The 25,316-nt window shown below is 17.4% G+C and carries 17 protein-coding genes and 1 other RNA gene; 8 read left to right on the top strand and 10 right to left on the bottom strand.

The annotated features are described in order from the left end of the window. Positions 1-128: 128 nt before the first annotated feature. Together secA and truA are read right to left on the bottom strand one after the other, a co-directional pair. Positions 129-2,807: a preprotein translocase subunit SecA gene (secA, locus tag AACL42_RS02005; protein ID WP_340147482.1), complete on the bottom strand. Its 2,679-nt coding sequence runs from the start codon at positions 2,805-2,807 to the stop codon at positions 129-131. 121 nt (positions 2,808-2,928) lie between these two features. Beyond that, positions 2,929-3,678: a tRNA pseudouridine(38-40) synthase TruA gene (truA, locus tag AACL42_RS02000; RefSeq protein WP_340147481.1), complete on the bottom strand. Its 750-nt coding sequence runs from the start codon at positions 3,676-3,678 to the stop codon at positions 2,929-2,931. 396 nt (positions 3,679-4,074) lie between these two features. Between truA and thrA the strand changes: the two genes are divergently transcribed. The 3 genes from thrA to thrC are packed head-to-tail and all read left to right on the top strand — an operon-like array spanning position 4,075 to position 8,757. Beyond that, positions 4,075-6,516, top strand: a complete 2,442-nt coding sequence (thrA, locus tag AACL42_RS01995; RefSeq protein ID WP_340147480.1) for a bifunctional aspartate kinase/homoserine dehydrogenase I — start codon at positions 4,075-4,077, stop codon at positions 6,514-6,516. Positions 6,517-6,530: 14 nt separating this feature from the next. After that, positions 6,531-7,484: a homoserine kinase gene (thrB, locus tag AACL42_RS01990; RefSeq protein WP_340147479.1), complete on the top strand. Its 954-nt coding sequence runs from the start codon at positions 6,531-6,533 to the stop codon at positions 7,482-7,484. Next, positions 7,471-8,757 carry a threonine synthase gene (thrC, locus tag AACL42_RS01985; RefSeq protein WP_340147478.1) on the top strand — a complete coding sequence of 429 codons (1,287 nt, stop codon included), beginning with the start codon at positions 7,471-7,473 and terminating at the stop codon, positions 8,755-8,757. The genes thrB and thrC overlap by 14 nt, the downstream gene beginning before the upstream one ends. A 185-nt stretch (positions 8,758-8,942) precedes the next feature. Here thrC and ychF read toward each other — a convergent pair whose 3' ends face one another. Together ychF and pth are read right to left on the bottom strand one after the other, a co-directional pair. After that, positions 8,943-10,016, bottom strand: coding sequence for a redox-regulated ATPase YchF (gene ychF / locus AACL42_RS01980; protein ID WP_340147477.1), 1,074 nt, complete (start codon positions 10,014-10,016; stop codon positions 8,943-8,945). A 34-nt stretch (positions 10,017-10,050) separates the two neighbouring features. Further along, positions 10,051-10,665 (bottom strand): aminoacyl-tRNA hydrolase, encoded by a 615-nt coding sequence (pth, locus tag AACL42_RS01975; protein WP_340147476.1) that lies wholly within the window; start codon positions 10,663-10,665, stop codon positions 10,051-10,053. Between the two features lie 778 nt (positions 10,666-11,443). Here pth and rnt point away from each other — a divergent pair. Beyond that, on the top strand, positions 11,444-12,100 hold the full coding sequence (gene rnt / locus AACL42_RS01970) for a ribonuclease T (RefSeq protein ID WP_340147475.1): 657 nt from the start codon (positions 11,444-11,446) through the stop codon (positions 12,098-12,100). A gap of 85 nt (positions 12,101-12,185) precedes the next feature. Here rnt and grxD read toward each other — a convergent pair whose 3' ends face one another. Beyond that, the gene (gene grxD / locus AACL42_RS01965; RefSeq protein ID WP_340147474.1) at positions 12,186-12,503 is read right to left on the bottom strand and encodes a Grx4 family monothiol glutaredoxin; all 318 of its coding nucleotides are present in this window, start codon (positions 12,501-12,503) and stop codon (positions 12,186-12,188) included. A gap of 423 nt (positions 12,504-12,926) precedes the next feature. Between grxD and ssrA the strand changes: the two genes are divergently transcribed. From ssrA to AACL42_RS01950, 3 genes are all read left to right on the top strand, one after another. Next, positions 12,927-13,313, top strand: a transfer-messenger RNA (tmRNA) gene (gene ssrA, locus AACL42_RS01960). 276 nt (positions 13,314-13,589) lie between these two features. After that, the gene (gene grpE, locus AACL42_RS01955; protein ID WP_340147473.1) at positions 13,590-14,171 is read left to right on the top strand and encodes a nucleotide exchange factor GrpE; all 582 of its coding nucleotides are present in this window, start codon (positions 13,590-13,592) and stop codon (positions 14,169-14,171) included. Positions 14,172-14,607: 436 nt separating this feature from the next. Beyond that, a complete protein-coding gene (locus tag AACL42_RS01950; protein ID WP_340147472.1) occupies positions 14,608-15,210 on the top strand; it encodes a redoxin domain-containing protein in 603 nt (200 codons plus the stop codon). Positions 15,211-15,387: 177 nt separating this feature from the next. On the opposite strand, the gene AACL42_RS01945 is transcribed toward AACL42_RS01950, so the two are convergent. Beyond that, positions 15,388-16,509, bottom strand: a complete 1,122-nt coding sequence (locus tag AACL42_RS01945) for a DUF2076 domain-containing protein (protein ID WP_340147471.1) — start codon at positions 16,507-16,509, stop codon at positions 15,388-15,390. 273 nt (positions 16,510-16,782) lie between these two features. Here AACL42_RS01945 and gyrA point away from each other — a divergent pair, with 273 nt between their 5' ends. Next, complete coding sequence (gene gyrA, locus AACL42_RS01940) at positions 16,783-19,281, top strand: DNA gyrase subunit A (RefSeq protein ID WP_340147470.1); 2,499 nt, start codon at positions 16,783-16,785, stop codon at positions 19,279-19,281. Between the two features lie 373 nt (positions 19,282-19,654). On the opposite strand, the gene pta is transcribed toward gyrA, so the two are convergent. From pta to prfA, 4 genes are all read right to left on the bottom strand, one after another. Next, a complete protein-coding gene (gene pta, locus AACL42_RS01935) occupies positions 19,655-21,793 on the bottom strand; it encodes a phosphate acetyltransferase (RefSeq protein WP_340147469.1) in 2,139 nt (712 codons plus the stop codon). 74 nt (positions 21,794-21,867) lie between these two features. Further along, positions 21,868-23,076, bottom strand: coding sequence for an acetate kinase (locus AACL42_RS01930; protein ID WP_340147468.1), 1,209 nt, complete (start codon positions 23,074-23,076; stop codon positions 21,868-21,870). Between the two features lie 86 nt (positions 23,077-23,162). After that, on the bottom strand, positions 23,163-23,999 hold the full coding sequence (gene prmC / locus AACL42_RS01925; RefSeq protein WP_340147467.1) for a peptide chain release factor N(5)-glutamine methyltransferase: 837 nt from the start codon (positions 23,997-23,999) through the stop codon (positions 23,163-23,165). Positions 24,000-24,026: 27 nt separating this feature from the next. Further along, positions 24,027-25,091 carry a peptide chain release factor 1 gene (gene prfA / locus AACL42_RS01920; protein WP_340147466.1) on the bottom strand — a complete coding sequence of 355 codons (1,065 nt, stop codon included), beginning with the start codon at positions 25,089-25,091 and terminating at the stop codon, positions 24,027-24,029. Positions 25,092-25,316: the final 225 nt, after the last annotated feature.

The following is a 25,316-nucleotide window of genomic DNA, read 5'->3' as shown; positions in this document are numbered from 1 at the left end:
AAAGATTTAAAAAATTTATTTTAATAAGAACAAATAAAAAAAAATTATTTTAATTATATATTTTATTACTTTTATTGTATTACTTCATCATTTAAAAATCATTATAAAAATATTTTTTTAAAACAAATTTACTTAAAAACTCCATGACAATGTTTATATTTTTTTCCAGAATTACAAAAACATAATTTATTTCTTTGAAAAACAAAAAAATTATCATTTTTTTTAGTTTTTTCATAATAAAATTTAATTTTTTTTTTTAAATTTTTTAAATCAATTAAAAAATTTTTACTATTTATTTTTAATAAACTAATTTTTTTAATAACATCATATTTAATTAAATCTAACATTTCAGAAAATATTAAAAAAGACTCTTTTTTATATTCTTGGATAGGATCTTTTTGAGCATATCCTCTTAAGTTAATACCTTGTTTTAAATAATCCATAGAAGACAAATGATCCTGCCAGAAAATATCTAAAGAAGATAACATTATATTTATTTCTAAAGATCTAATATTTTTTTTTCCAATTAAACTTTCTTGATTTAATTGTTTTAACTTAAAATTTTCTATAATTAATTTCAATATATTATTTTTTTCTAAAAAAATATTTTTCTTTATATGAAAAAAATTAAATGAACACTGAAGATCAAAATTTTTTTTTAAAGAATTTTCAATATTTTTTAAAAAAATTTCTTTAGAATAATATTTATATTTTTTATCATTAAAAAATTTATTTAGAAAATTACAAAAAACATCTTTAGAAATTTTTCTAATTATTTTAGTAATATCATTACTATTAATTAAATTATTTCTTTGAGCATAAATAACTTTTCTTTGTTCATTTATTACATTATCATATTCTAAAAGTTGTTTTCGCATTTCAAAATTTCTAATTTCTACTTTTTTTTGAGCATTAGCAATTGCTTTATTTACCCAACTATGTTGAATAGAATCTCCATATTTCATACCTAATTTTCTTAGTAAAAAAATTATATTATCAGATATAAAAATTCTCATTAAAAAATCTTCCATAGAAATGTAAAATCTAGATGAACCTATGTCTCCTTGACGACCAGCTCTTCCTCTTAGTTGATTATCGATTCTTCTAGATTCATGTCTCTCTGTTCCAATTACATGCAAACCTCCAACAGATAAAACTAAACTATGAAATTTTTTCCATTTTTTTTTTTTTTTTAAATATTTTTTTAAATTTTTTTTTATTTGTGCTTTTTTCGTAGAAAAATTTTTAATATTTAAGGCTCCTCCTAGAACTATATCCGTTCCTCTTCCAGCCATATTAGTTGCAATAGTAACAGCTCCCAGACTTCCAGCTTGCGATATAATTTTAGCTTCTTGATCATGAAATTTTGCATTTAAAACATTATGTTTAATACCATTTTTTTTTAATTGAAATGAAATTTTTTCTGATTTTTCTATAGAAATTGTTCCAACTAAAACTGGCTGTTTTTTTAATACACATTTTTTTATATCTTTAATGATAGCTTCTAATTTTTCTTTTTCAGTAAGAAAAATTACATCTGAATAATCTTTTCTAATCATAGGAGTATGAGTTGGTATTACTACTGTATCTAAATTATAAATGTTATAAAATTCAAAAGATTCAGTTTTTGCTGTTCCTGTCATACCAGATAATTTTTGATATAATCTAAAATAATTTTGAAATGTTATAGAAGCTAATGTTTTATTCTCATTATTAATAGGAACTTTCTCTTTTGCTTCTATGGATTGATGTAAACCTTCAGACCATCGTCTTCCTTTAACAATTCTTCCAGTATGCTCATCTACAACTATAATTTCATTATTTTTTACTAAATAATCTATATTTTTAATGAATAATTTATGAGCTTTTAAAGCAGAAATTATATAATGCATTAATTTTAAATTTTTTAATGAATATAAAGATTCATTCATTTTCAAAATTTTATTTTTTATTAATAAATTTTCTACTTTTGTTAAACCTTTTTCAGTTAAATAAATTTGTCTAGATTTTTCATCAATAGAAAAATCTCCTCCAGAAAAATCATAAGAATCTCCTTTTTTTTGTTCTATTAAATGTTTAACTATAAAATTAATTTTATTATATAATTCAGCACTTTCTTTAGCTTCTCCTGAAATAATTAAAGGAGTTCTTGATTCATCTATTAAAATAGAATCTACTTCATCAATTAAAGCATAATTTAAATTACGTTGTATTCTATTTTTTTTATGAAAAATCATATTATCTCTTAAATAATCAAATCCATATTCATTATTTGTCCCATAAGTAATATCTGAATTATATGCTTTTTGTTTTAACTTTATAGAAATATTTGAAGAATTTAAACCAACTGTTAATCCTAAGAAATTGAATAATTCTTGATTTTTTTCTGCATCTCTTTTAGCTAAATAATCATTCATTGTAACAACATGAACTCCTTTCCCTTCTAAAGAATTTAAATATATTGGTAAAGTAGAAGTTAATGTTTTTCCTTCTCCTGTTTTCATTTCAGCAATACAATTTTGATGCAAAACAATTCCTCCTAATAATTGAACATCAAAATGACGCATTCCAAATACTCTTTTACTTGATTCTCTAACTACAGCATAAGATTCTATTAAAATATCATTTAAACTTTTTTTTTTTTTTAATTCATTTTTAAAAATAAAAGTTTGATTTTTTAATTCTTTGTCTGAATATTTCTGATATTTAGATTCTAAAAGATTAATTTTTTCTACAATTTTATATAATTTATTTAAAATTTTTTCGTTTCTGCTAATAAAAAAATTTTTAAAATACTTGAATAACATTTTAATTTCTCACGTTAAAAATTTGTAAATTTGTTTATTATCATTATAAAATATTTTTTAAAATTTAAATAAAAATATTAAATTTAAAAATTTTTATTAATTTAATTAAAAACATTAAAATTTATAAATAAATTTTAGGATATTTTACAGAAAATAAATATAAACCTTTAGCTGGAACAGTTGGACCTGCAAAAATTCTATTTTTCATATTTAATATTTCTAAAATCCAATGTTTTTTTTTTTTTTTTAATCCTATTTGAAGTAAAGAACCAATAATATTTCTAACCATTTTATATAAAAAAGCATTAGCAGTAATGTCTATATAAATAAAATAAACATTAAATTTATATACTTTTATATAGTAAATTTTTCTAAATACGCTTAAAGATTGACATTTTGATGCTCTAAAAGTACTAAAATTATGCTCACCTAATAAATATTGAGCGGCATAATTCATTTCTTTTGTGTCTAAAATATTATTTACTTTAAAAGAAAAATTATTTAAAAAAGGATTTTGTATATTAGTGTTATAAATAATATATCTATAACTTCTAGAAATAGCTGAATGTCTAGCATGGAAATTTTCTGATACTTTTTTAACCCATAACACTACAATATCTTTTGGTAAAAAATGATTAATACCTTTTAACCAAAAATAATTTTTTCTAAAAGATTTAGTTTTAAAATGTATAATTTGAGATAAAGCATGCACTCCAGAATCTGTTCTTCCTGCACAAAAAATTATTACTGGATGATTAGCTATTTTAGAAATAGCATTTTCTACAATATTTTTAATAGAAAAATTTTTAATTTGACTTTCCCATCCATAATAATTAGTACCTTGGTACATTAGTTTTAAAGATAGTTTCATAATAATATTATTTATTTCCATTCATAAAAAATTAATACTAAAAAAATTAAAAATTTAAAAATTTTAAAATAACTATAAAAAACTTCTAATATAAAATATAAAAATTTTAAATATATAATTTTTTAAAAAATTTTAAATTAAATAAAAAAATTTATAATATTTCAAAAAATTTTTAAAATGTAAAAAATATATATATTGTACAAATAATTTTTTTTAAATTATCAAAATAAATAATATACAAAAAAATTTTAATTTAAAAAAAATTCACAAATATAAAAACTTAATTTAGTTTTAATTGTTAAAAAAAATAAATTAGTATAATATCAATTACAATATTTCACTAAATTAAAAATTTAAATAATAAAAAAATTTTAAATTAATATAAAAGGAAAAATTATGATTTGTGTAATGAAATTTGGTGGAACATCATTATCTAATGCAAAAAATTTTTATAAAGTATTTAAAATAATAAAAAAAAAAAATAAAAATTATACTGTTGCAATCGTATTATCTGCTCCTCATAAAATAACAAATTATTTAATTCAAACGATTAAACAATCTATTATAAAAAAAAATTTTAAAATAATAATAAAAAAAATAAAAAAAAAAATAAAAAAAATAATAAAAAATATTTTTAAAATTGATACAAATATAAAAATAAAAAAAATTTTAAAAAAATCTAAAAAAAAATTTTTAATTTTAAAAAATTTATTAAATAAAATTAAAAAAAATAAAAAGTTTTCAAATAAAACATATGCTGAAATTTCAAGTATGGGAGAATATTTTTCAGTTTTAATCATGAAAAATATTTTTACAGCACAAAAATTTAATACTACAGTATTAAAACCAGAAAAATTTTTTATAATTACAAAAAATTCTTCAAAAAAAATTATTAATATAAAAAAATCTAAAAATAACTTTAAAAATTTTAAAATTAAAAAAAATATCATTACCTTAATGCCAGGATTTATAGCAGGTGATAAAAACAAAAATAAAACGACTTTAGGTCGAAATGGATCAGACTATTCAGCTTCTGTACTTTCTGTCTGTATTCAAGCAAAAAAATGCGAAATTTGGACAGATGTTGATGGAGTATATTCATGTGATCCTAAAATCATTCCTAAATCTAAACTAATTAAAAAAATATCATATAAAAATGCAATAAATTTTTCAAAATTAGGCGCAAAAATTATTCACCCAAAAACTATCTTTCCTTTAAAAAAATTCAATATTCCTTGTATAGTTAAAAATACTTTTAATAAAAAATGTAAAGGAACTAAAATAAAAAAAATTTCTTATAAAAATAAAAAAAATTTTTTTGGAATTGCTATAAATAATAAAATAAAACTCTTAAAAATTAAATTTTTTTCTAAAAATAATTTTAAAAAGTTTTCTTATCTTGTTTTAAAAAAAATAAAAAAACATAATATTTCATTTATTTTTAAGAAAATAAAAAAAAATTTATTAAAACTAATATTCATATATAAAAAAAAATATTCTAAAATAATAAAACAAAAAATATTAAAAAATAAAAATATTCTTAACTTTACAAAAAAATCTAAGATAAGTATAAAAAATAATTTTGCCTTAATATCAATTTTAACAAAATTTAAAAAAAATAATTTTTTAATAATAAGTAAAATATATTCATATATAAACTTTTTTAAAAAAAAAATATTTTTTAATAATAAAAATATTAAAAATGTTTTTAATCTTATAGTTAAGAAAAAAAATTATATTAAAACGATAAGAAAAATATATTCATCAATTTTTTATAAAAAACACACTATTAATGTTTTATTAATTGGAGTAGGAAAAATAGGATCTACTTTATTAGATCAAATCTATTCAGAAAATAAAAGTTTAAAAAATAAAAATATTAAAATAAATATTTTGGGAATTTTAAATTCTAAAAAAATATTGTTTAAAAAAAAAGGCATTAATTTAAAAAATTGGAAAAAAAAATTTAAAAAAAATAAAAAATTTTTTTATTTTAAAAATTTTATAAAAATATTAAAAAAAAAAAAATTTTTAAATACAGTTGTTATAGATTGCACCTCTAGCAATACAATTTCTAAAAAATATATAAAATTTTTAAAATTAGGATTAAATATTATTACATCTAATAAAAAAGCTAATACTGGAAATTTTGAATATTACAAAAAAATTCGTTATCAATCAAACAAAAAAAAATTAAAATTTTTATATGAAACAAATGTAGGGGGAGGTCTTCCTATTATTCAAACTCTTCAATCTTTACAAAATACAGGTGATAAATTAATTAAATTTAGAGGAATATTATCAGGATCATTATCATATATTTTTGGAGAAATGGAACATGGAGTAAAATTCTCTGAAGCAGTAAAAAAAGCATATTTAAAAGGTTTAACAGAGCCAAATCCTAGAGAAGATTTATCTGGAATTGACGTTGCTAGAAAATTATTAATTTTATCTAGAGAAATAGGATGTTCTTTAGAACTAAAAGACATTAAAATACAACCTATTTTACCTATTAATTTTAATGCATCAGGAAATGTTGAAAAATTTTTGCAAAATATAAAAAAACTTGATAATTTTTTTCATGAAAAAATTATAAAATCTAAAAATAATAAAACAAAACTAAAGATTATTGGAGAAATTGATAAAAATAAAATTTCTCAAGTAAAATTAATTAAAATAAAAAAAAAAGATCCATTATATGATATAAAAGATGGAGAAAATGCTTTTTCTTTCTATACTAAATATTATCAACCTAAACCTTTAGTAATAAGAGGTTATGGTGCTGGAAAATCTGTAACAGCATCAGGAATATTCACTGATTTATTAAAAATAATATAAAAAAACAATTAATTATGATAAAAATATATGCTCCAGCTTCCATTGGAAATATAGGAGTAGGATTTGATATTTTAGGAGCTTCAATAATTCCAATAGATAACTCTATTTTAGGAGATTATGTTACAATTAAAAATTATAAAAAATTTAAATTTGTTTGCATTGGAAAATTTTCAACAGAATTAAATAAAAATTTAAAAAAAAATGTTGTTTTACAAGCATGTAAAAATTTTTTTAAAAAAATTAAAAAAAAAATTCCAAAAATCAAAATTATTTTAGAAAAAAACATGCCTATTGGATCTGGATTAGGATCTAGTTCTTCTTCTATAGTAGCAAGTTTATCAGCTTTAAATATATTTTTTAAAAATCCTTTAAATAAAGAAGAAATGTTAAAAATGATGGGAAATTTAGAAAAATATGTATCTAAAGAAATTCATTATGATAATGTTGCTCCTAGTTATTTAGGAGGAATTAGAATTATAATAAAAAAAAATAGAATTATAAAATGTCAAAAAATTCCGCATTTTAAAAATTGGTTATGGGTAATTGCATGGCCTGGAACTAATTTATCAACTCAAGTTTCAAGATCAGTCTTACCAAATTATTATGCACGAAAAATATGCATCAAACATAGTCTTAATATAGCTACATTCATACATGCATCTCATACAAATCAAGAAAAATTAGCTATTAAATATATGAAAGACGTTATTGCTGAACCATATAGAAAAAAATTATTATATAAATTTGATGAGATAAAAAAAAAAATAAAAAAAATTGGAGGAATAAATTTAGGAATTTCTGGGTCAGGTCCTACAATATTTTCTATTTGCACAAAAATAAAAATAGCTTATAAAATAAAAAAATATCTGAAAAAAAATTTTATTAAAAAAAATGGATTTGTAAAAATATGTAAAATTAATTCTAAAGGAGCCCAACAAATAGAGAAAAATAACTATGAAACTATATAATTTAAAAAAAACAAAAGAAATAGTAAATTTTTCTAAAGCGGTAAAATTAGGATTAGGATCTAATCAAGGTTTATTTTTTCCTAATACAATACCGAAAATATCTAAAAAAAAATTAAAAAAATTGTTAAAAATGAATTTTATTGATCGAAGTTATAAAATTTTATCTATGTTTATAAAGTCAGAAATTTCTAAAAAAAATCTTAAAAAAATTGTATCTACTTCTTTTTCTTTTACTAAGCCAAAATTAAAAAATATTGTTAAAAAAATATCATGTCTTGAATTATTTCATGGCCCTACTTTAGCATTTAAAGATTTTGGAGCTAGATTTATGGCTCAAACATTATTTTATTTAAACAAAAAAAATCATCCTATTACGATTTTAACAGCGACTTCTGGAGATACTGGAGCAGCTGTTGCACATGCTTTTTATAAAATGAAAAATATTAAAGTAGTAATTCTTTATCCAAAAGGAAAAATTAGTAAATTACAAGAACAATTATTTTGCACATTAGGTGAGAATATTCAAACTATTTCAGTTAATGGGACATTTGACGAATGCCAAAATTTAGTAAAAAAATCTTTTCAAAATTCAGAAATAAAGAAAAAAACTCACTTAAATTCAGCAAATTCTATTAATATTAGCAGATTAATGGCTCAAATCTGTTATTATTTTGAAGCATTTTCATTAGTTCCTAAAAAATATAGAAAAAAAATAATCATATCTGTTCCTTGCGGAAATTTTGGAAATTTAACAGCTGGTTTATTATCTAAATCAATGGGTCTACCAATAAAAAAATTTGTATTATCTACAAATTCAAACAATACAGTTCCTAGATTTTTACAAACCGGATATTGGAATCCTCATAAAACAATTTCTACTATTTCTAATGCAATGGACATTAGTGAACCTAACAATTGGATCAGAGTAAAAGAAATATTTTTAAAAAATAATTGGAATATAAAATCTTTAGGATATGGAAGTGTTTCTGAAAAAAATACTAAAAAAAATTTATTAGAATTATTCAAATTAAATTATATCTCTGAACCACATGCAGCAACTGCTTATAAAGTATTAAAAAAATATAAAAAAAAAGAATTTTTTGGAATATTTCTAGGAACAGCGCATTGTTCAAAATTTCAAAAAACAGTAGAAAAAGTATTAAATATATCAATTAAATTACCTAAGAGATTATCAAAATATTCTAAAAAAAAAATAATTTCTAAAAATATTGATCCAGACTTTAATGAATTAAAAAAAATTTTATTAATCTAAAAAAAAATAACTAAATTTATAAAAAAATTTAATTGATAAACATTATTTTTATATTAAAGTATAATACTTATCATAAGTAAGATGTTCTATAGAATAGAATTTTCTATAGTAGTCTTACTTATATATTTATACTTCTATATTTATATTTATAATAATTATTATAAAATTAATAAATAATCAAATAATTACACATTAAATAAAAAATGAATAATATCACCATCTTTAACTATATAATTTCTTCCTTCAAATCTTAATTTTCCAAAATTCTTAACATTTTTTTCGCCTTTATAAAATATAAAATCTTTATAATCTATTACTTTTGCTTTAATAAATCCAGAACTAAAATCACTATGAATTAACTTAGCAACATTTACACAAGATGAATTTTTTAAAAAAGCCCAAGAACGAATTTCATTTTTTCCTACTGTAAAAAAAGTATTTAAATTTAAAAGTTTATAAATAGAAGTAATTATTTTGTTTAAAGATTTATTATAAAAAAAATTTTTATTTTTTATAAATTTAGATGTTTTAAATTTGTTATTTTTTTTATGTAATAAAGAATTTAAATTAATTTTTTCTACTATTTTTTTTTGTCTACAAAATTTTAATATTAAATCATTAACATTATTTTTAGAAGATTCATTATAATTAATTAAATAAATTATTGGTTTTATAGTTAAAAATTTAAAATTTTTTAAAATTGCGTTTTCTTTTTCAGAAAAAAAATTACTTTTTAAAAAAATTCCTTTTTTTAAAAAACTATATGCTTTTTTTAAAACAATATTTTCTTTTTTAAAAAAATTTTTTTTTTTTTTTTTTATATTAGAAATGGTTTTTTCGCATAAGTTTAAGTCTGACAAAACTAATTCTAAATTAATAGTTTCTATATCATCTTCTGCATTTATTTTTCCATTTACATGTATAATTTTTGAATCATTAAAATTTCTTACGACATGAATAATTGCGTCTACTTCTCCTATTTGAGATAAAAATTTATTCCCTAATCCTTCACCTTTAGAGGCATTTTTAATTAATCCTGCTATATCTATAATTTTAATAAAATGAGGAATAATTTTTTTAGTATCTACAATATTATCAATTTCTAATAATCTTTTATCAAATATAGGAGCAATTCCAATGTTTGGTGAAATTGTACAAAATGGAAAATTTAAAGCTGGTACTTTTAAATTTGTAAAAGCATTAAAAAGAGTAGATTTTCCAACATTTGGAAGTCCAATAATACCACATTTTAAACTCATTATTTACCTATTTAAAACAAATTTTTAACTAAAATTATAATTTTAAATTTTTTAAAAAATTTTGAGTTTTTGTTAAATTTTTTGTTTTTAAAAAATATAAAATTGATTGTATTCCAATTATCACAGTTTTTAAAAAAATTTTTTTTTCATTATTTTTTAAAAAAGAAAGTACATAATTAGCAATTTTTATTTTACAACATTTGGGTCTTCCTATACCTAAAGACAATCTATAATAATTTTTCTTATTTTTAAAAAAATTAATAATACTCTTTAATCCATTATGACCATTATGGCCGCATCCAAATCGCAATTTTAAATTCATAACTGGTAAATCCAACTCATCATGAATGATTAAAACTTCATGTATCTTTATTTTATAAAAATTCATTGCTTTAATAATAGCTATTCCATTTAAATTCATATATAAATTTGGAATGAATAATATTATTTGTTTATTATAAATATTTAAAATAGAAATATAACCTTGAAGTTTATTATTTTTTTCAAGATTTAATGAATAATTTTTACAAATTTTATAAATCAAAAAAGCTCCAATATTATGACGAGTATATTGATATTTTTTTATTGGATTTCCTAATCCTATAATCATTTTTATTTTAGTTATGAAAGGATAATTAAAAATATTCAAAATAGTTCCTTGATGAAAATTAATTAATTATTTGTTCAAAAATTTTAAAGTTAATAACATTAAAAAAAAATCAAAAAATTTTATAAAAATTATAAAAATAAATAAATATATTTAGAATGCATTAATATTAAAATATTTTTATATTAAAATTTTAAATTTTGTTAATAAAATATTTATAATAAATTTTTTTAAAATCTTATAAATAATTAATTAAAAAAATATATATAAATAAAAATATAATATAATTAAATTAACAAAAAATTTTTAAAAACATTTATTTTTAAAAAATTTAAAATTATTATAATAATATTTTTTAAACAAACAAACTTTAATATAATTAAAAAATAATTTTATTAATATTATTAATATTCATAATTATTTATTAAATTTTTATTAAAAATTAAATTAATTATTATAATAAAAAAAAAAAAAATTAAAAAAATATTTTTTAAACTTTATGTCCATAATAATTATAAATTTTTATAATGTTAAATTATTCTTAAAAAGAATTAATTATGAAAAATATAATTATAAAATTTTTTTAAATATAATTTTTTATAACAATAAATAAATAAAAATAAAAAAAATTTGTTAAAATGTTAATCAATGAAACGTAAAATATATTAAAAATCTATTTTTATAAAATATAAATAAAAAATATTTAAAAATATAATTTATTCTTAAAATTATATTTGTTAAATTATATCATAATCAAAAAAAAATATAAAAATGCTCAAAAATGCGCTTAATAAATTATATTTTTTATAGTGGAATACTAATGTCTAAAATTCAAATCTCAAACTTGATAAAAAACAGATTTAGAAAATTTTATCCCGTTGTAGTTGATGTAGAAACTGCTGGATTTAATCCAATCACTGACGCTTTATTAGAAATTGCTGTAATTACTTTAAAAATGAATAAAAATGGATGGTTAAAAAAAGAAAAAAAATTACATTTTCATATAAAACCATTTCATGGATCTAAAATAAATAAAGAATCGATTTTATTTAATAAAATCGATCCTTTTAATCCTTTAAGAAAAGCTGTTAGTGAAAAAAAAGCTTTTAAAAAAATTTTTTCTTTAGTAAATTTAGGAATTAAAAATTCTGGATGTAATAAAGGAATAATAGTTGCACATAATGCAACTTTTGACCATAATTTTATTATGGCTGCATCTAATAGAATCCAAATTAAAAAAAATCCTTTTCATCCGTTTGCAACCTTTGATACTGCTACTTTAAGTGGTTTAGCTGTCGGTCAAACTGTGTTATCTAAAGCTTGTAGATCAATGGGTTTAATTTTTGATAATAATAAAGCTCACTCTGCTTTATATGATACTTATAAAACAGCGAATTTATTTTGTAAAATTATTAATTATTGGAAAAAATTAGGAGGATGGCCTAAAAAAAAAATAAATAAATTTAATAAAATTTAATATTTTAATTTAAGATATGACAAAAAAATAAATTATTATATATTGTCATATCTTTTAATTTTTTTTAAATTTCATAATTTTTAAATTATTTTAAAGTTGCTGATTTAAGAATTTTTTTTAATTTTCCATTTTTTAATAATTCTATAATTATATCACTACCTCCAATCAAGTTTTTATTTACCCATAATTGAGGAAAAGTAGGCCATTTTGAATATTTTGGTAATTCTTTTCTAATTTCAGGATTTATTAATACATCAACATAATCAAAATTATTTACACATAAAGATAATGCTTGTACTGCTCGAGCGGAAAAACCACATTGAGGATTTTCTGGAGATCCTTTCATATAAATTAAAATAGGAGAATTTAATATTTGTGATTTTATTTTCTTAATTATAGTCATAAAAAATTTTTAATCTCAAATGTTAAAAAATGTTAAAATTTATTTATTAAAAAATTTAAATTATATGTTAATTTATATATTTTAAAATTTTATAAAAATTTTAATTTATTAAAATTACTTAATTGTTTATATAATAAATATCTAAATTAATTATTTATTATTTATAAATTATTATAAATAAAAAATTATATTTTTACATTAAAAAATATAAATTTAAGATATAATATTTTTTTTATTATATAATATATATTAAGAGATAAAAAAATAAAAAATTTTAATTATTTAATAATTTATTTATTTATTATATTATTTTATAATAATTTATAGTAAAAATATATTATTAAATAAACATATAAAATTATTACTTAAATTATTATAAACATAATTTTTTAAAAATAAAAAATTTTAAAAATAATTTTTTATGGGGCTGATTATTGGATTTGACAAATTATTAATATTTTTATAAATTCATGTCGAGGAATTGGTTTGCCTCGTTAAAAAACCAAAACAAAATAATTGCAAAAAATAAAACACAAAGGTATGCTTTAGCAGCTTAAAAAACTTCTAAACCCATTTTTTCTAATTTTATTTATTTTCTTTTAAAAAATTAGATATTATTAGAATGGAAAAAAATAAAAAGAGATTGAAATAATAATTCTTTTATTATTATTTTTAATATAAAAAAAAGATATAGTTCTTATAATAGTCTTAAATTATAAGATACATGAATAAAATTTTAAGACTACACATGTAATTATTTATAAAAAATATTTATTTTGGACGCGGGTTCGAATCCCGCCAGCTCCAAAAAAATCTTAAAATTTATATAAAAAATAATAATATTTAATTTAAAATTTATTATTTTGTTTGAAAATATTTTTTAATTTTATTTCATATTAATTAAATTTTAACAGCTAAATATAATAAAAATTATTAAGAATAAAATTACATTTGATTTTAATATTAAAAAAATTTTCAATATTTAAAATATTATAAAATTACTTTAATTAATTAAAATTAATCATAATTATTTTTATAAAATAAATTAATATTCTTTAAAAAAACTAATTATAATGAATTAAAATTATGAAAAATAATAATTTAAAAAAAAAAATAAATAAAAAAAAAATCAATATATCTGAAAAAAATGTTTTAAAAAAAAAAAAAATTTTTAATCCAGAAAGATATAAAAAAAAAATAAAAAAAATAAAAGAAAAAATTAATACAATAAAAAAAAAAATTATAGAAATTCCTTTACGATCATTAGCAAAGATAGAAAATTTAAAAAAAACATCAAAATTATACACTTCTAATATTAAAAAAAAAAAATATAAAAATTTTTTAAAAAAAATTGTTACAATTATAAAAAAAATAAAAAAAATTAATAAATTAACAAAAACAAAAAAATATAAAAATAATACAATTTTAAAAGGAATAAATTTAATAAAAAAATCTTTTATAAAAAATCTTAAAAATAATAATATAAAAATTATTAATAAAAAAAATGTGTTTTATAATTCAAAAATTCATAAATTAAAAAATTTAAATGACATTTCATATTTATTAAAAAATAACAAAAAAAAAATTATTAAAATAGTGAAATATGGAATAATATGGAAAAATAAAGTTTTATTCAAAGCTAAAGTAAAAATAAAAAAAAATAAATAAAATATATTATTAAAAAAAAGTTTTTATAAAAAAATAAAACAAATATTAAATCAAAAATAAAAAAATTTTTAAATAAATAATATTTATTTATATAATATATTATTTTTAATCATTGTATTAATTGTTAATTAACATATAAGTTTTATTATAAAAATATATAAAAAAATTTTTTTATTATATATATAAAATATAAAAAATATTATAATTAAAAAAATAAATTATTTATCTTAATTTATTTTAAAGATTTAATTTTTATGTATTATATTTTAATATCTATAATATTCATTTAATAATATATTTTTAAAAATTAAAAAAATTTTTAAAAATATTTAAAATAAAAAAATAAATTGTAATTAAAATTATAAAAATTTTTTAATACATATTATAAATATAAATATTCTTATTTTATTAAAAATAAATATTATACGAGAAAAAAATGCATTTAATTACTAAATTAGCTCCAAATTTTATTGCTCCTGCAATAAATAAACAAGGTAAAATAGTTGAAAATTTTAATTTTAAAGAATATATATCAAAAAAGATAACAATTTTATTTTTTTGGCCTATGGACTTTACTTTTGTTTGCCCTTCTGAAATAATTGCGTTTAACAAATCATATAACGAATTTAAAAAAAGAAATGTAAAAATAGTTGGAGTTTCTATAGATTCTATATTTACACATCAAGCTTGGAGAAATACCTCTATTCAAAAAGGAGGGATCGGAAAAATAAAATATTTTATGGTGTCAGATATAAAAAGAGAAATTCAAAAATCTTATGGAATAGAACATCCAGAATTAGGAATTGCTTTAAGAGCTTCTTTTATTATAGATGAAAATAGAATAATTAGACATCAATCTATTAATGATTTGCCTTATGGAAGAAATATTAATGAAATTATTAGAATAATTGATGCAATCAAATTTCATAAAAAATATAAATATGTTTGTCCAGCAAATTGGGATGATAAAAAAGAAGGAATTATTCCAACAAAAAAAGGAATATCAAATTATTTATCTAAAAATTTAAAAAAAATATAAAAAATTATAGCTAATCATATTTTTTAAAAATTTGATTAGCTATATATTTTAATTGTTTAATCGTTTAATTATTATGTTATTAAATTATTTTAAATAAATTATATTAATATAAATTAAAAAAATTTTTTAAATATTATTTAAAACAATTTAAAATATAAGTTACTATTAAAAATTTTTTTAAAAAAAATTATTATCATCATCATTAAAATCAAAAGAATCATTATAATCTTCATCTGAATCTTCATAAAAATTATTTTCTTCATCTTGATATGTATCATCATTCATACTTTCATCAGACACATAAGATTCATTATTAAAATTTTGATAATTATCTATTTCATCTCCAGAAGAAGATTGACTATTTATATGAGTAGTGTCAAAACTATCATCAGAAATATCATTAGTATGATGATTATTGTTTTCATCAGAATTGTCTGCTTTTAAACTAGAAGTATTATACTTAATGTTGTTAGAAGCATTTGAATTAGATTTATTATCTGAATCTGAACTAGAAGTTTTAGAATTTAAAAATTCATTTTCTTCAGAATAATTATTCTTATTTTTAATATTTTGAAGATTATTTAAATCTTCTTCATCAGAATAATTAGAAAAATCAGACATTTTTGAATCATTTAAAGAATTATTATCACTATTCAAATTTTCTATATTTTCATCTTTAAAATTATTATTTATAATTTCTTCATCATTCAAGTTTGTTTCTAACAATTCATTTTTTGTCTTATCATAATTATTAAATAAGTTACTAATAGCATTTCCAACAACTACACCTCCAGCGACACCTACTGCTGTTTGTAATGCATTACCTAAAAAACTATTACTATTTCCAGAAAAATTTGATCCTACATTTCTATCATAATTGCCATGATTTAAAGGAATATCACTATTTCCTGAAATATTTCTTTGATTTTGATAATTTTGAGTAGATGATATATTATTTTTTTTTTTATTTTCTGAAAAATTTTTTTTTTTTTTAAAATTAGAAGAAATATATTTATCTAAAAACCCTGAAAAAAATCCTTTAGAACTTTGTTGATTGTTTTCATTGGTTTTTATTATTTTTTTTTCTAATATGTCTATATTATTATGAAGTTTTTTAATAGCTAACTCTTGTATTAAAACTGATTGAATTAAAAAATATGCTGCATATGGATTTTCAGAAATTTTTTTATTAATAAATTTATTAGCTTCTTTATCTATTTTTTTTAAAGAATTTTTATTATTGTTTATTTCTAAACGAGAAAACAAATTTTTTATTATTTCTTTTTCTTTTAAATTCATAAAATACCTTTTTTTTGAAATAATAATTAAAAATTTTATTTAATATATTCAATATATTTTAACATAACATATAAAAAATTAAAAATTTAAACTTTTATTATAAAAAATATTAATAAATTTATAAATTTACTATTTTATTAAAATATATATTTAAATAATAAAAATATTTTAAACTGCCTGTATAATAAAAATTATATTGTATTATATAATATAATTTTTATTAAAAAAAATAAAAAATATTAAAAAAATAAAATAAAAAAAAGAGAAAAATTTATGAAAAAACTTGAAAATAAAAAAATAATTCAAGTTAATATTGAAAAAGAACTAAAAAATTCATATTTAGACTATGCAATGTCTGTTATTATTGGAAGAGCTCTTCCTGATGTAAGAGATGGATTAAAACCTGTTCATAGAAGAATATTATTTGCTATGAATGTATTAAAAAATTTTAGTTATAAACCATATAAAAAATCAGCAAGAATTGTTGGAGACGTAATTGGTAAATATCATCCTCATGGAGATTCTTCTGTGTATGATGCTATTGTTAGAATGGCTCAATCTTTTTCATTAAGATATGTTTTAATTGATGGGCAAGGAAATTTTGGATCTATAGATGGAGATTCTCCTGCTGCTATGCGATATACTGAAATTAGAATGTCTAAAATAGCCTCTTATTTTTTGCAAGATTTAGATAAAAATACTGTTAAATTTGTAAAAAATTATGATGAATCTGAAAAAATACCTACAATACTTCCAACATTAATTCCTAATTTACTAATTAATGGCTCATCAGGAATAGCTGTAGGAATGGCTACTAATATTCCACCTCATAATTTAAACGAAGTAATTAATGGATGTTTAGCTACTATTAAAAATTCAAAAATTACTAATTCAGAATTAATGAAATATATAAAAGGCCCAGATTTTCCAACTAAAGGAATTATTAATGGAAAAATAGGAATAAAAAAAGCTTATAAAACTGGAAAAGGTCAAATTTATATTAGAGCAAAATCTATTATTAAAAAAAATGAAAATAAAAAAAAATATATTATAATTAAAGAACTTCCATATCAAGTAAACAAAGCAAAATTAATCTCAAAAATTGCATATTTAATAAAAGAAAAAAAAATTGAAGGAATACAAACTTTAAGAGATGAAAGTGATAAAGATGGAACAAGAATATATATAGAAATAAAAAAAAATAATATTCCAGAAATTGTATTAAATAAATTATATTCTTTAACATCATTAGAAGTATCTTTTGGAATTAACATGGTAGCTTTACACAAAGGAAAACCAAAATTATTAACATTAAAAAAAATTATTACTGCATTTTTAAATCATAGAAAAAAAATTATTATAAAAAGAAGCATATTTAAAATAAAAAAATACCAAAAACAATCTTTCTTATTAGAAGCGTTATCAATCGCATTTAAAAATATTGATACTATTATTAAATATATAAAATCTTCTTCAAATATAAAAAAAGCAAAATATAAAATATTAAAAAAAAAATGGAAAATACAAAAAAATAATAAAAAATTAAAATTAGAAAAAAATATAAAATTTTTAAAAAATAAAAAATATATTTTTTCTGAAAATCAAGTAAAAAAAATTTTGAATATGAAACTAAATAAATTAACTAATTTAGAATATAAAACTTTATTGTTAAAATATCAAAAATTATCAAAAAAAATTTTTTATTTAAAAAATGTTTTAAAAAAAAAAAAAAAAATGAAACAAGTAATTATAAAAGAATTAAAAATTTTAAAAAAGAAATTTAAAGATAAAAGAAAAACTAAAATTACTAATAAAATTTCAAATATTAAAATTCAAGATATGATAATTTCAGAAAATGTAGTAGTCACACTTTCATATTCTGGATATATAAAATATCAACCAATTACTGAATATGAAGCTCAAAAAAGAGGAGGAAAAGGTAAATATGCAACTAAAATAAAATCTAAAGATTACATAAAAAATCTTTTAATTGCAAATACTCATGATATTATTTTATGTTTTTCTAGTCAAGGAATAGTATATTGGATGAAAGTCTATCAACTTCCAAAAGCTAGTCGCCAATCTAGAGGAAAACCTATTATTAATTTAATTCCTTTAAAAAAAAAAGAAAGAATCACTACTATTCTATCTTTTAAAGAATATGTAAAAAAAAGAAATATTTTAATGGCTACATCTCAAGGAATGATAAAAAAAACTTCTTTAAAAAAATTTAAAAATCCTAGATCTTCAGGAATTATTGCAATTAATTTAAAAAAAAATGATCAACTAATTGATGTAGCAATAACAAAAAAAAATAGTAATATTATGTTATTTTCAAAATTAGGAAAAGTAGTAAGATTTTTAGAAAAAAAAGTTAGACTAGTAGGAAGATCTGCATATGGAGTAAAAGGAATTAAATTAAATAATAAAGATTCTGTTGTATCATTAATTATACCAAATAAAAAAGATGAAATTTTAATTATTACAGAAAATGGATATGGTAAAAGAACAAAAATTTCAGAATTTCCAATTAAATCTAGATCTAACAAAGGAATAATTTCTATCAAAATTACGAAAAAAAATAAAAATGTAGTTAAATCTATTCAAGTAAATAAAAAAAATCAAATTATGATAATTACAAATCATGGAAAATTAGTAAGAATTAGAGTTTCTGAAATTAGAAAACTTACTAGAAATACTCAAGGAGTAATTTTAATTAGAATAGTTAAAAAAGAAAAAGTTGTAGGATTACAAAAAATTAAAAATATTTAACTTTATACTTATATAAATTAATAAAAAATATTTTATTTTTATATAATTATTTATATAAATATAAAACTTAAATAATTTTAAAAAAATTATATATATTTTAAAATTTTTTAAAAAAATTATAAAAAATTATTTTAAAAATAAACAATCAAAAAAAATTATACTAATAAAAAGTTTTTAATAAAAATATAAAAAATTTAAAAAATTAAAAAATTTATAAAACATTTTTTATAAAAAATTTTTTGTACATTAAATATATTTACTTTTAAAAAATTTTAAAAATATATATTTTATTTTTTAAAATTATTTTAATATATTATATTTTAAAATTTTAAAAAATATAAAATATAACAATAAAAATTTTTATCAAAAAAAATTAAATCTTATAAGATTGAATAGCAGTAATTGCAATAGTATATAAAATATCTTCTATATTAGCTCCTCTAGATAAATCATTTATAGGTTTTTTTAAGCCTTGAAAAATAGGACCAATAGAATTTGTATTTCCACAATTTTGAACAGCTTTATAAGTAATATTTCCACTATTTAAATCTGGAAATATAAATACATTAGCATTACCTTTTAAAATAGATTTTTTATATTTTAAATTTGAAATAGTTATATCAGAAGCTGCATCATATTGAATAGGTCCATCTATAATAATATCTGGTCTTTTTTTTTTTACTAATTTTATAGCCTCATAAACTTTATCTACCATTATACCATTAGCAGAATTTTGAGTCGCATAAGATAACATTGCTAATCGTGGAAAAATTCCAAAATTTTTTACAGAATCTGAAGATTGAATTGCAATTTCACTTAATTGCTCAGAAGTTGGATTAGGATTAATTGCACAATCTGCATATATTAAAACTTTTTCAGAAAATAACATAAAAAATATTGAAGAAATTAAATTAATTCCTTCTTTTTTACCTATACATCGTAAAGAAGCTCTAATAATATGAGAAGTATTATGAATAGATCCAGCTACTAAACCATCTACTAAATTTAAAGAAACCATTAAACATCCCACAAAAATATTACAATTTAAAAAAAATTTTTTTTCTTGGATATTTAAACTATTAAAAATTTTGTAATATTTAGTCAAAACTTTTTTTTTTATTTCTTTAAAAGAACATATTTTTAAACTTTTAGGTAAAATTAATTTTAAAGAAGATGCAATTTTATAAATATTTTTTTTATTGCCAATTAAAATACAATCTGCAATATTTAATTGATGAGATAAAAAAGCAGCTTTTATTATTCTAGGTTCTTCCCCTTCAGGCAAAATAATTTTTTTTTTTTGTTCAGATGCTTTTTTTTTTAAAAAAAACTTAAAATTTAATTTATTAAAATAAAATTTTTCATTAGAAAATGATTTTAAAAAAATTAATAATTTTTTTTTTAAATTTATATTAAACAATTTTAAATATTTTTTAATATTTATATAATTTATGAAAAATTTTTTTTTTTTAAATTTTAATAATTTTTCTAATAAACAAATATTATTTTTTTTAATAAAAAAAAATAATAAATTATTTTTTAAACAATAAAAATATAACTTACTAGTTATAAAAAACTTTTTTAAGTTATCAGATAATAATAAAAAAAATTTTAAATTTTTTTTTTTTATGCAAGAAAAAAAATTATTTAAATATAAAACATTTGAAGAACTAAATACAATTAATGATTTATTATTAAATATTATTTTTTTAGTTTTTAAGTATTTGTTAAAAATAAAAATTTTATTTATTTTATAATCATTAAAAAATTCTGTTTTATAAATTTCTGCGTAAAAATTTACATTTAAACTTTTTAATAATAATTTTAAAGAATAATAAAAATATTTTTTTTTAAAAATTATTAAATCTATAAAACAAAAATTTTTTTTTTTTTTTAAAAAATATGATTTTATTCTATTTATCAGCTTTGTTTTAAAAGAAAAATTTTTATTTTTATTTTTTTTTTTTTTTATTTGATTAATACAATTAAAATTATAAAAATTTTCTTGTATTAATAAACCCATATTTGTAAAATTATTTTTTTTTAAAAAAAAATTATTAATTAAATACAATTGAAAAGTAATTTTTTTTTGATATTCTATATTTTTAATCGATATTAAAAAAATAATTTTTGCATTTATGGACATAGCAATTTTATAATTTAATTTATTAATTAAATAAGAATATTTTTCAATATAAGGAAAACCTTGTATTAAAGTAATTCTAGACGAACACTTAAAACTATCACACTTATACATTAAATTTTCTAAATATAATTTAAAAAATTTTTCTTCTAAAAAAGACCTGATTGTTTTTATAGACTTTAATGAAATTACTTTTACATTTTTAAAATTTTTTTTTATTTCTTTAAATATATCAAAATTTTTTAATATATTTTTTTTGTTAATACATAAATTTATAAAATTTAATTTAATTTTTTTTTTTTTATATAAATTTATAAAGTTTAAACTTATCAAATCAGAATTTAAATTTTCTGAAAGAGGAATTGTCATAATAATTTTTGAAATAAATCACCTTCCTTAAAATTTTATATTAAAAGAAAACTTAAAAATTAAATATTATAAAATTAAATATTAAGTAATTTAATAGTTTCTTTAGCAATAAATAATTCTTCATTTGTTGGTATAACTAAAATAGGTTTACTCATAGATGTATGTAAAAAATAATTTTTTTTAATAAAATTAGATTTATTTAAAGATTTTTCTAAATAAAATCCAATTAATCCTAATTTTTTTATTACTAATTTTCTTATTAAAGAAGAATTTTCTCCTATCCCCCCAGTAAAAACAATAGCATCTAATCTATTTTCCATTAAACTAGTATATGAACTAATATATTTAGCTAATCTATGAACAAAAATATCTATAGCTAACTTTGAATATTTATTAGTAAGATAACTCTTCTCTAATTCTCTACAATCACTATACTTTTTACTTATACCTAAAAAACCAGATTTTTTCATTAAAATTTTTTTTATATTTTTAATTTTAAGACCTAAATTAGAATATAAAAAAAATATAATTGAAGGATCTAAATCTCCGCTTCTTGTTCCCATAACTAAACCTTCTAAAGGAGTTAAACCCATAGAAGTATCAATAGATTTTCCATTTTTTATTGCTGTTACTGAAGATCCATTTCCTAAATGACAGCTAATAATATTTAATTTTTTAATAGATTTTTTAAGAATTTTAGCACTTTTTAAAGCAACATAATTATGACTAATTCCATGAGCTCCATACCGTCTAATATTATATTTTTTATAAAAAGTATAAGGAATTGCATACAAATATGCTATTTTAGGAATAGAATTATGAAAAGAAGTATCAAAAACAACTACATTTTTTTGAGATAAATGTGGAAAAAATTTTATAATTACTTTAATTCCAATAATATTTAATGGGTTATGTAAAGGAGCAAAAATTGAAGATTTTTTAATTAAAGAAATAATTTTATCATTAACAATCATAGAGTTTCTTAATTTATATCCTCCGTGAACTACTCTATGACCCACTCCAACAATATTCATTAAAATTTTTTTATATTTTAATTTAATTCTCGTTAATATAAAAATTAATGCTTCTGAATGATTTATAGAAGTTAAAAAAACTTTTTTATATTTTAATTCATTATTAAATGTCCATTTTATTTCTGAATTTTCTAAAAATAAACGTTCTGCTACAATTGAAATTAAAACTTTTTTGTTAGCAATATTAATAATAGAGCATTTTAAAGAAGAACTTCCACAATTTAAAACTAAAACAAATTTTTTTAACATATGTCCACACTTGTAATAATTAAAATTTATTGATTTCTAAAAAAAATATAAAAAATATTATAAATAATTTTTATATCTATAAAATATTAAAAATTTTTTTGTCCTACAGTTAATCGAAAATTGTTTCCATAATCTTTATAAGTTTTTACATGTATATAATTATTTAAAATAAAAATTTTTTGAACAGAAAACTTTTGCATCCATCCATGTTCAATAAATAACCAACCATTTTTATTTAAATAAAATTTAGAAAAAAAAATTATTTTTTTTATAAAAAATAAACCATTATCTGAAGATAAAAAAGCTAATTTAGGTTCAAAAATCAATTCTTTTTTAATTTTAGAAAATTCATTATAACTAATATAAGGAGGATTACTTACAATAATATCAAAATTTTTAAATTTTATTTTTTCAAACCAATTACTCACTAAAAAATTAACATTTTTTACTTTTAATTTATGAGAATTTATTTTAGATATTTTAATAGCTTCTTTTGAAATGTCAACCCCTAAAACTTTACAAGAATAAAAATTCTTTGCTATAGATATTGCTATCGACCCACAACCGGTACCTAGATCTAAGATATTCTTTAAATTATATTTTTTAATTTTTTGTAAAGATTTCTCTACTAAAATTTCTGTATCTGGGCGAGGTATCATAGTCTTTTTGTTAACTTTAAAATTTAATGAAAAAAATTCTTTTTCTCCAATAATATAAGCAGAAGGTTCTTTTAACAAACGACGATATACCATTTTTTTTAATAAATCTTGTTGCCTCTGACTTAATTTATAATCATCAAATCCTATTAACCAAGATTTTGATTTGTTAAGAATTTTGCATAATAAAATTTCTGCTTCTAAAATTGGATTACTAAAATTTTTAAATTTGTTAATAAGATCATTCATACAATTTTTAATATTCATAATAAAATCACTATTTGTAAATAAAAATTATTTAAAAATTTTAGATTGATATTTTAATAATGCTGGCTCAATTAATAAATCTAATCGTCCATTTAAAATTTCATTTAATCTCCTAATAGTTAAGTGAATTCTATGATCTGTTACTCTATTTTGAGGAAAATTATAAGTTCGATTTTTATCAGAACGATTACCACTCCCTAACAAATCTTTTTTTAATTTAGAAGATTCTTTTTCTTTTTTTTTTTTTATTTCTTGATTAATTCTCATAGATAGAACTGATAATGCTTTTGCTTTATTTTTATGCTGAGATCTTTCATCTTGGCATTCTACTACAATTCCTGTTGGAATATGCGTAATTCTAATTGCAGAATCAGTAGTATTTACATGTTGACCTCCAGCTCCTGAAGATCTAAAAGTATCAATTTTTAAATCTTTTACATTCACTTCTAATTTTTTATCTGAAGGTAAACTTGGTATTACAGCTATTATGCACGTAGATGTATGTATTCTTCCTTGAGATTCTGTTTTAGGAACTCTTTGAACTCTATGACAACCAGACTCAAATTTTAATTTTCCAAAAGAACCTTTTCCTATTATTTTTAATAATATTTCTTTAAATCCTCCATATTCACTAGATTGAGACATAACTATTTTTGTTTTCCATAAATTTATTTCAGAATATCGAACGTACATTTTATATAAATCTCCAGCAAAAATAGCAGCTTCATTACCTCCACTAGCAGATTTAATTTCAACAAAACAATTTAAAATATCCTGATCATCTTTTGGAATAAGCAAATTTTTAATATTTAATTCTAATTTATTTTTTTTTTCTTTATATAAACCTAATTCTTGCTTCAAAAATTCTTTCATTTCTTCATCTTTTTCAAGATCTTTAACATCTAATATGTCTTGTTCATTCTTTTTCCATAAAACAAAAAAATTTACTATTTCTGAAATTTTTAAATATTCTTTAGAAAAATTTATAAATTTTTTTTTATTTTTTATAATTTTTCTTTGGGATAATAAATTCTCTAATTCTTTATATCTATTCTCTAAAATATCTAATTTATTAATAATAAATTTATTCATTAAAATTTAAATCTCTCCAAAAAATTAATTTAAAAAAACAATAATATAATATTGTAATTGATATAAAAATATTTTTATTAAATAAATTATAATAAAATTAAAAAATTTTTTAAATATAGAAAATAAATTATATAAAAAATAAAAATATTGAAATAAAATTAATTAATTTACTAAAAAAATATTTATCTAATCTATCTAATATAAAAATATTATTTTATAATTAAA

It is taken from the genome of Buchnera aphidicola (Drepanosiphum platanoidis) (assembly GCF_964020165.1).
Taxonomy (GTDB): domain Bacteria; phylum Pseudomonadota; class Gammaproteobacteria; order Enterobacterales; family Enterobacteriaceae; genus Buchnera_J; species Buchnera_J aphidicola_BL.
The sequence above is the reverse complement of the archived record's forward strand: the minus strand, read 5'-3'. Positions and strand labels throughout refer to the sequence as shown.

Excerpts from the sequence above, each read along its gene's own strand:
- AACL42_RS01930 (WP_340147468.1), bottom strand. The coding sequence starts at position 23,076 with ATGTTAAAAAAATTTGTTTTAGTTTTAAATTGTGGAAGTTCTTCTTTA.
- thrB (WP_340147479.1), top strand. The coding sequence starts at position 6,531 with ATGATAAAAATATATGCTCCAGCTTCCATTGGAAATATAGGAGTAGGA.
- thrA (WP_340147480.1), top strand. The coding sequence starts at position 4,075 with ATGATTTGTGTAATGAAATTTGGTGGAACATCATTATCTAATGCAAAA.
- prmC (WP_340147467.1), bottom strand. The coding sequence starts at position 23,999 with ATGAATATTAAAAATTGTATGAATGATCTTATTAACAAATTTAAAAAT.
- ychF (WP_340147477.1), bottom strand. The coding sequence starts at position 10,016 with ATGAGTTTAAAATGTGGTATTATTGGACTTCCAAATGTTGGAAAATCT.
- grxD (WP_340147474.1), bottom strand. The coding sequence starts at position 12,503 with ATGACTATAATTAAGAAAATAAAATCACAAATATTAAATTCTCCTATT.
- rnt (WP_340147475.1), top strand. The coding sequence starts at position 11,444 with ATGTCTAAAATTCAAATCTCAAACTTGATAAAAAACAGATTTAGAAAA.
- AACL42_RS01945 (WP_340147471.1), bottom strand. The coding sequence starts at position 16,509 with ATGAATTTAAAAGAAAAAGAAATAATAAAAAATTTGTTTTCTCGTTTA.
- thrC (WP_340147478.1), top strand. The coding sequence starts at position 7,471 with ATGAAACTATATAATTTAAAAAAAACAAAAGAAATAGTAAATTTTTCT.
- grpE (WP_340147473.1), top strand. The coding sequence starts at position 13,590 with ATGAAAAATAATAATTTAAAAAAAAAAATAAATAAAAAAAAAATCAAT.
- truA (WP_340147481.1), bottom strand. The coding sequence starts at position 3,678 with ATGAAACTATCTTTAAAACTAATGTACCAAGGTACTAATTATTATGGA.
- pta (WP_340147469.1), bottom strand. The coding sequence starts at position 21,793 with ATGACAATTCCTCTTTCAGAAAATTTAAATTCTGATTTGATAAGTTTA.
- gyrA (WP_340147470.1), top strand. The coding sequence starts at position 16,783 with ATGAAAAAACTTGAAAATAAAAAAATAATTCAAGTTAATATTGAAAAA.
- secA (WP_340147482.1), bottom strand. The coding sequence starts at position 2,807 with ATGTTATTCAAGTATTTTAAAAATTTTTTTATTAGCAGAAACGAAAAA.
- prfA (WP_340147466.1), bottom strand. The coding sequence starts at position 25,091 with ATGAATAAATTTATTATTAATAAATTAGATATTTTAGAGAATAGATAT.
- AACL42_RS01950 (WP_340147472.1), top strand. The coding sequence starts at position 14,608 with ATGCATTTAATTACTAAATTAGCTCCAAATTTTATTGCTCCTGCAATA.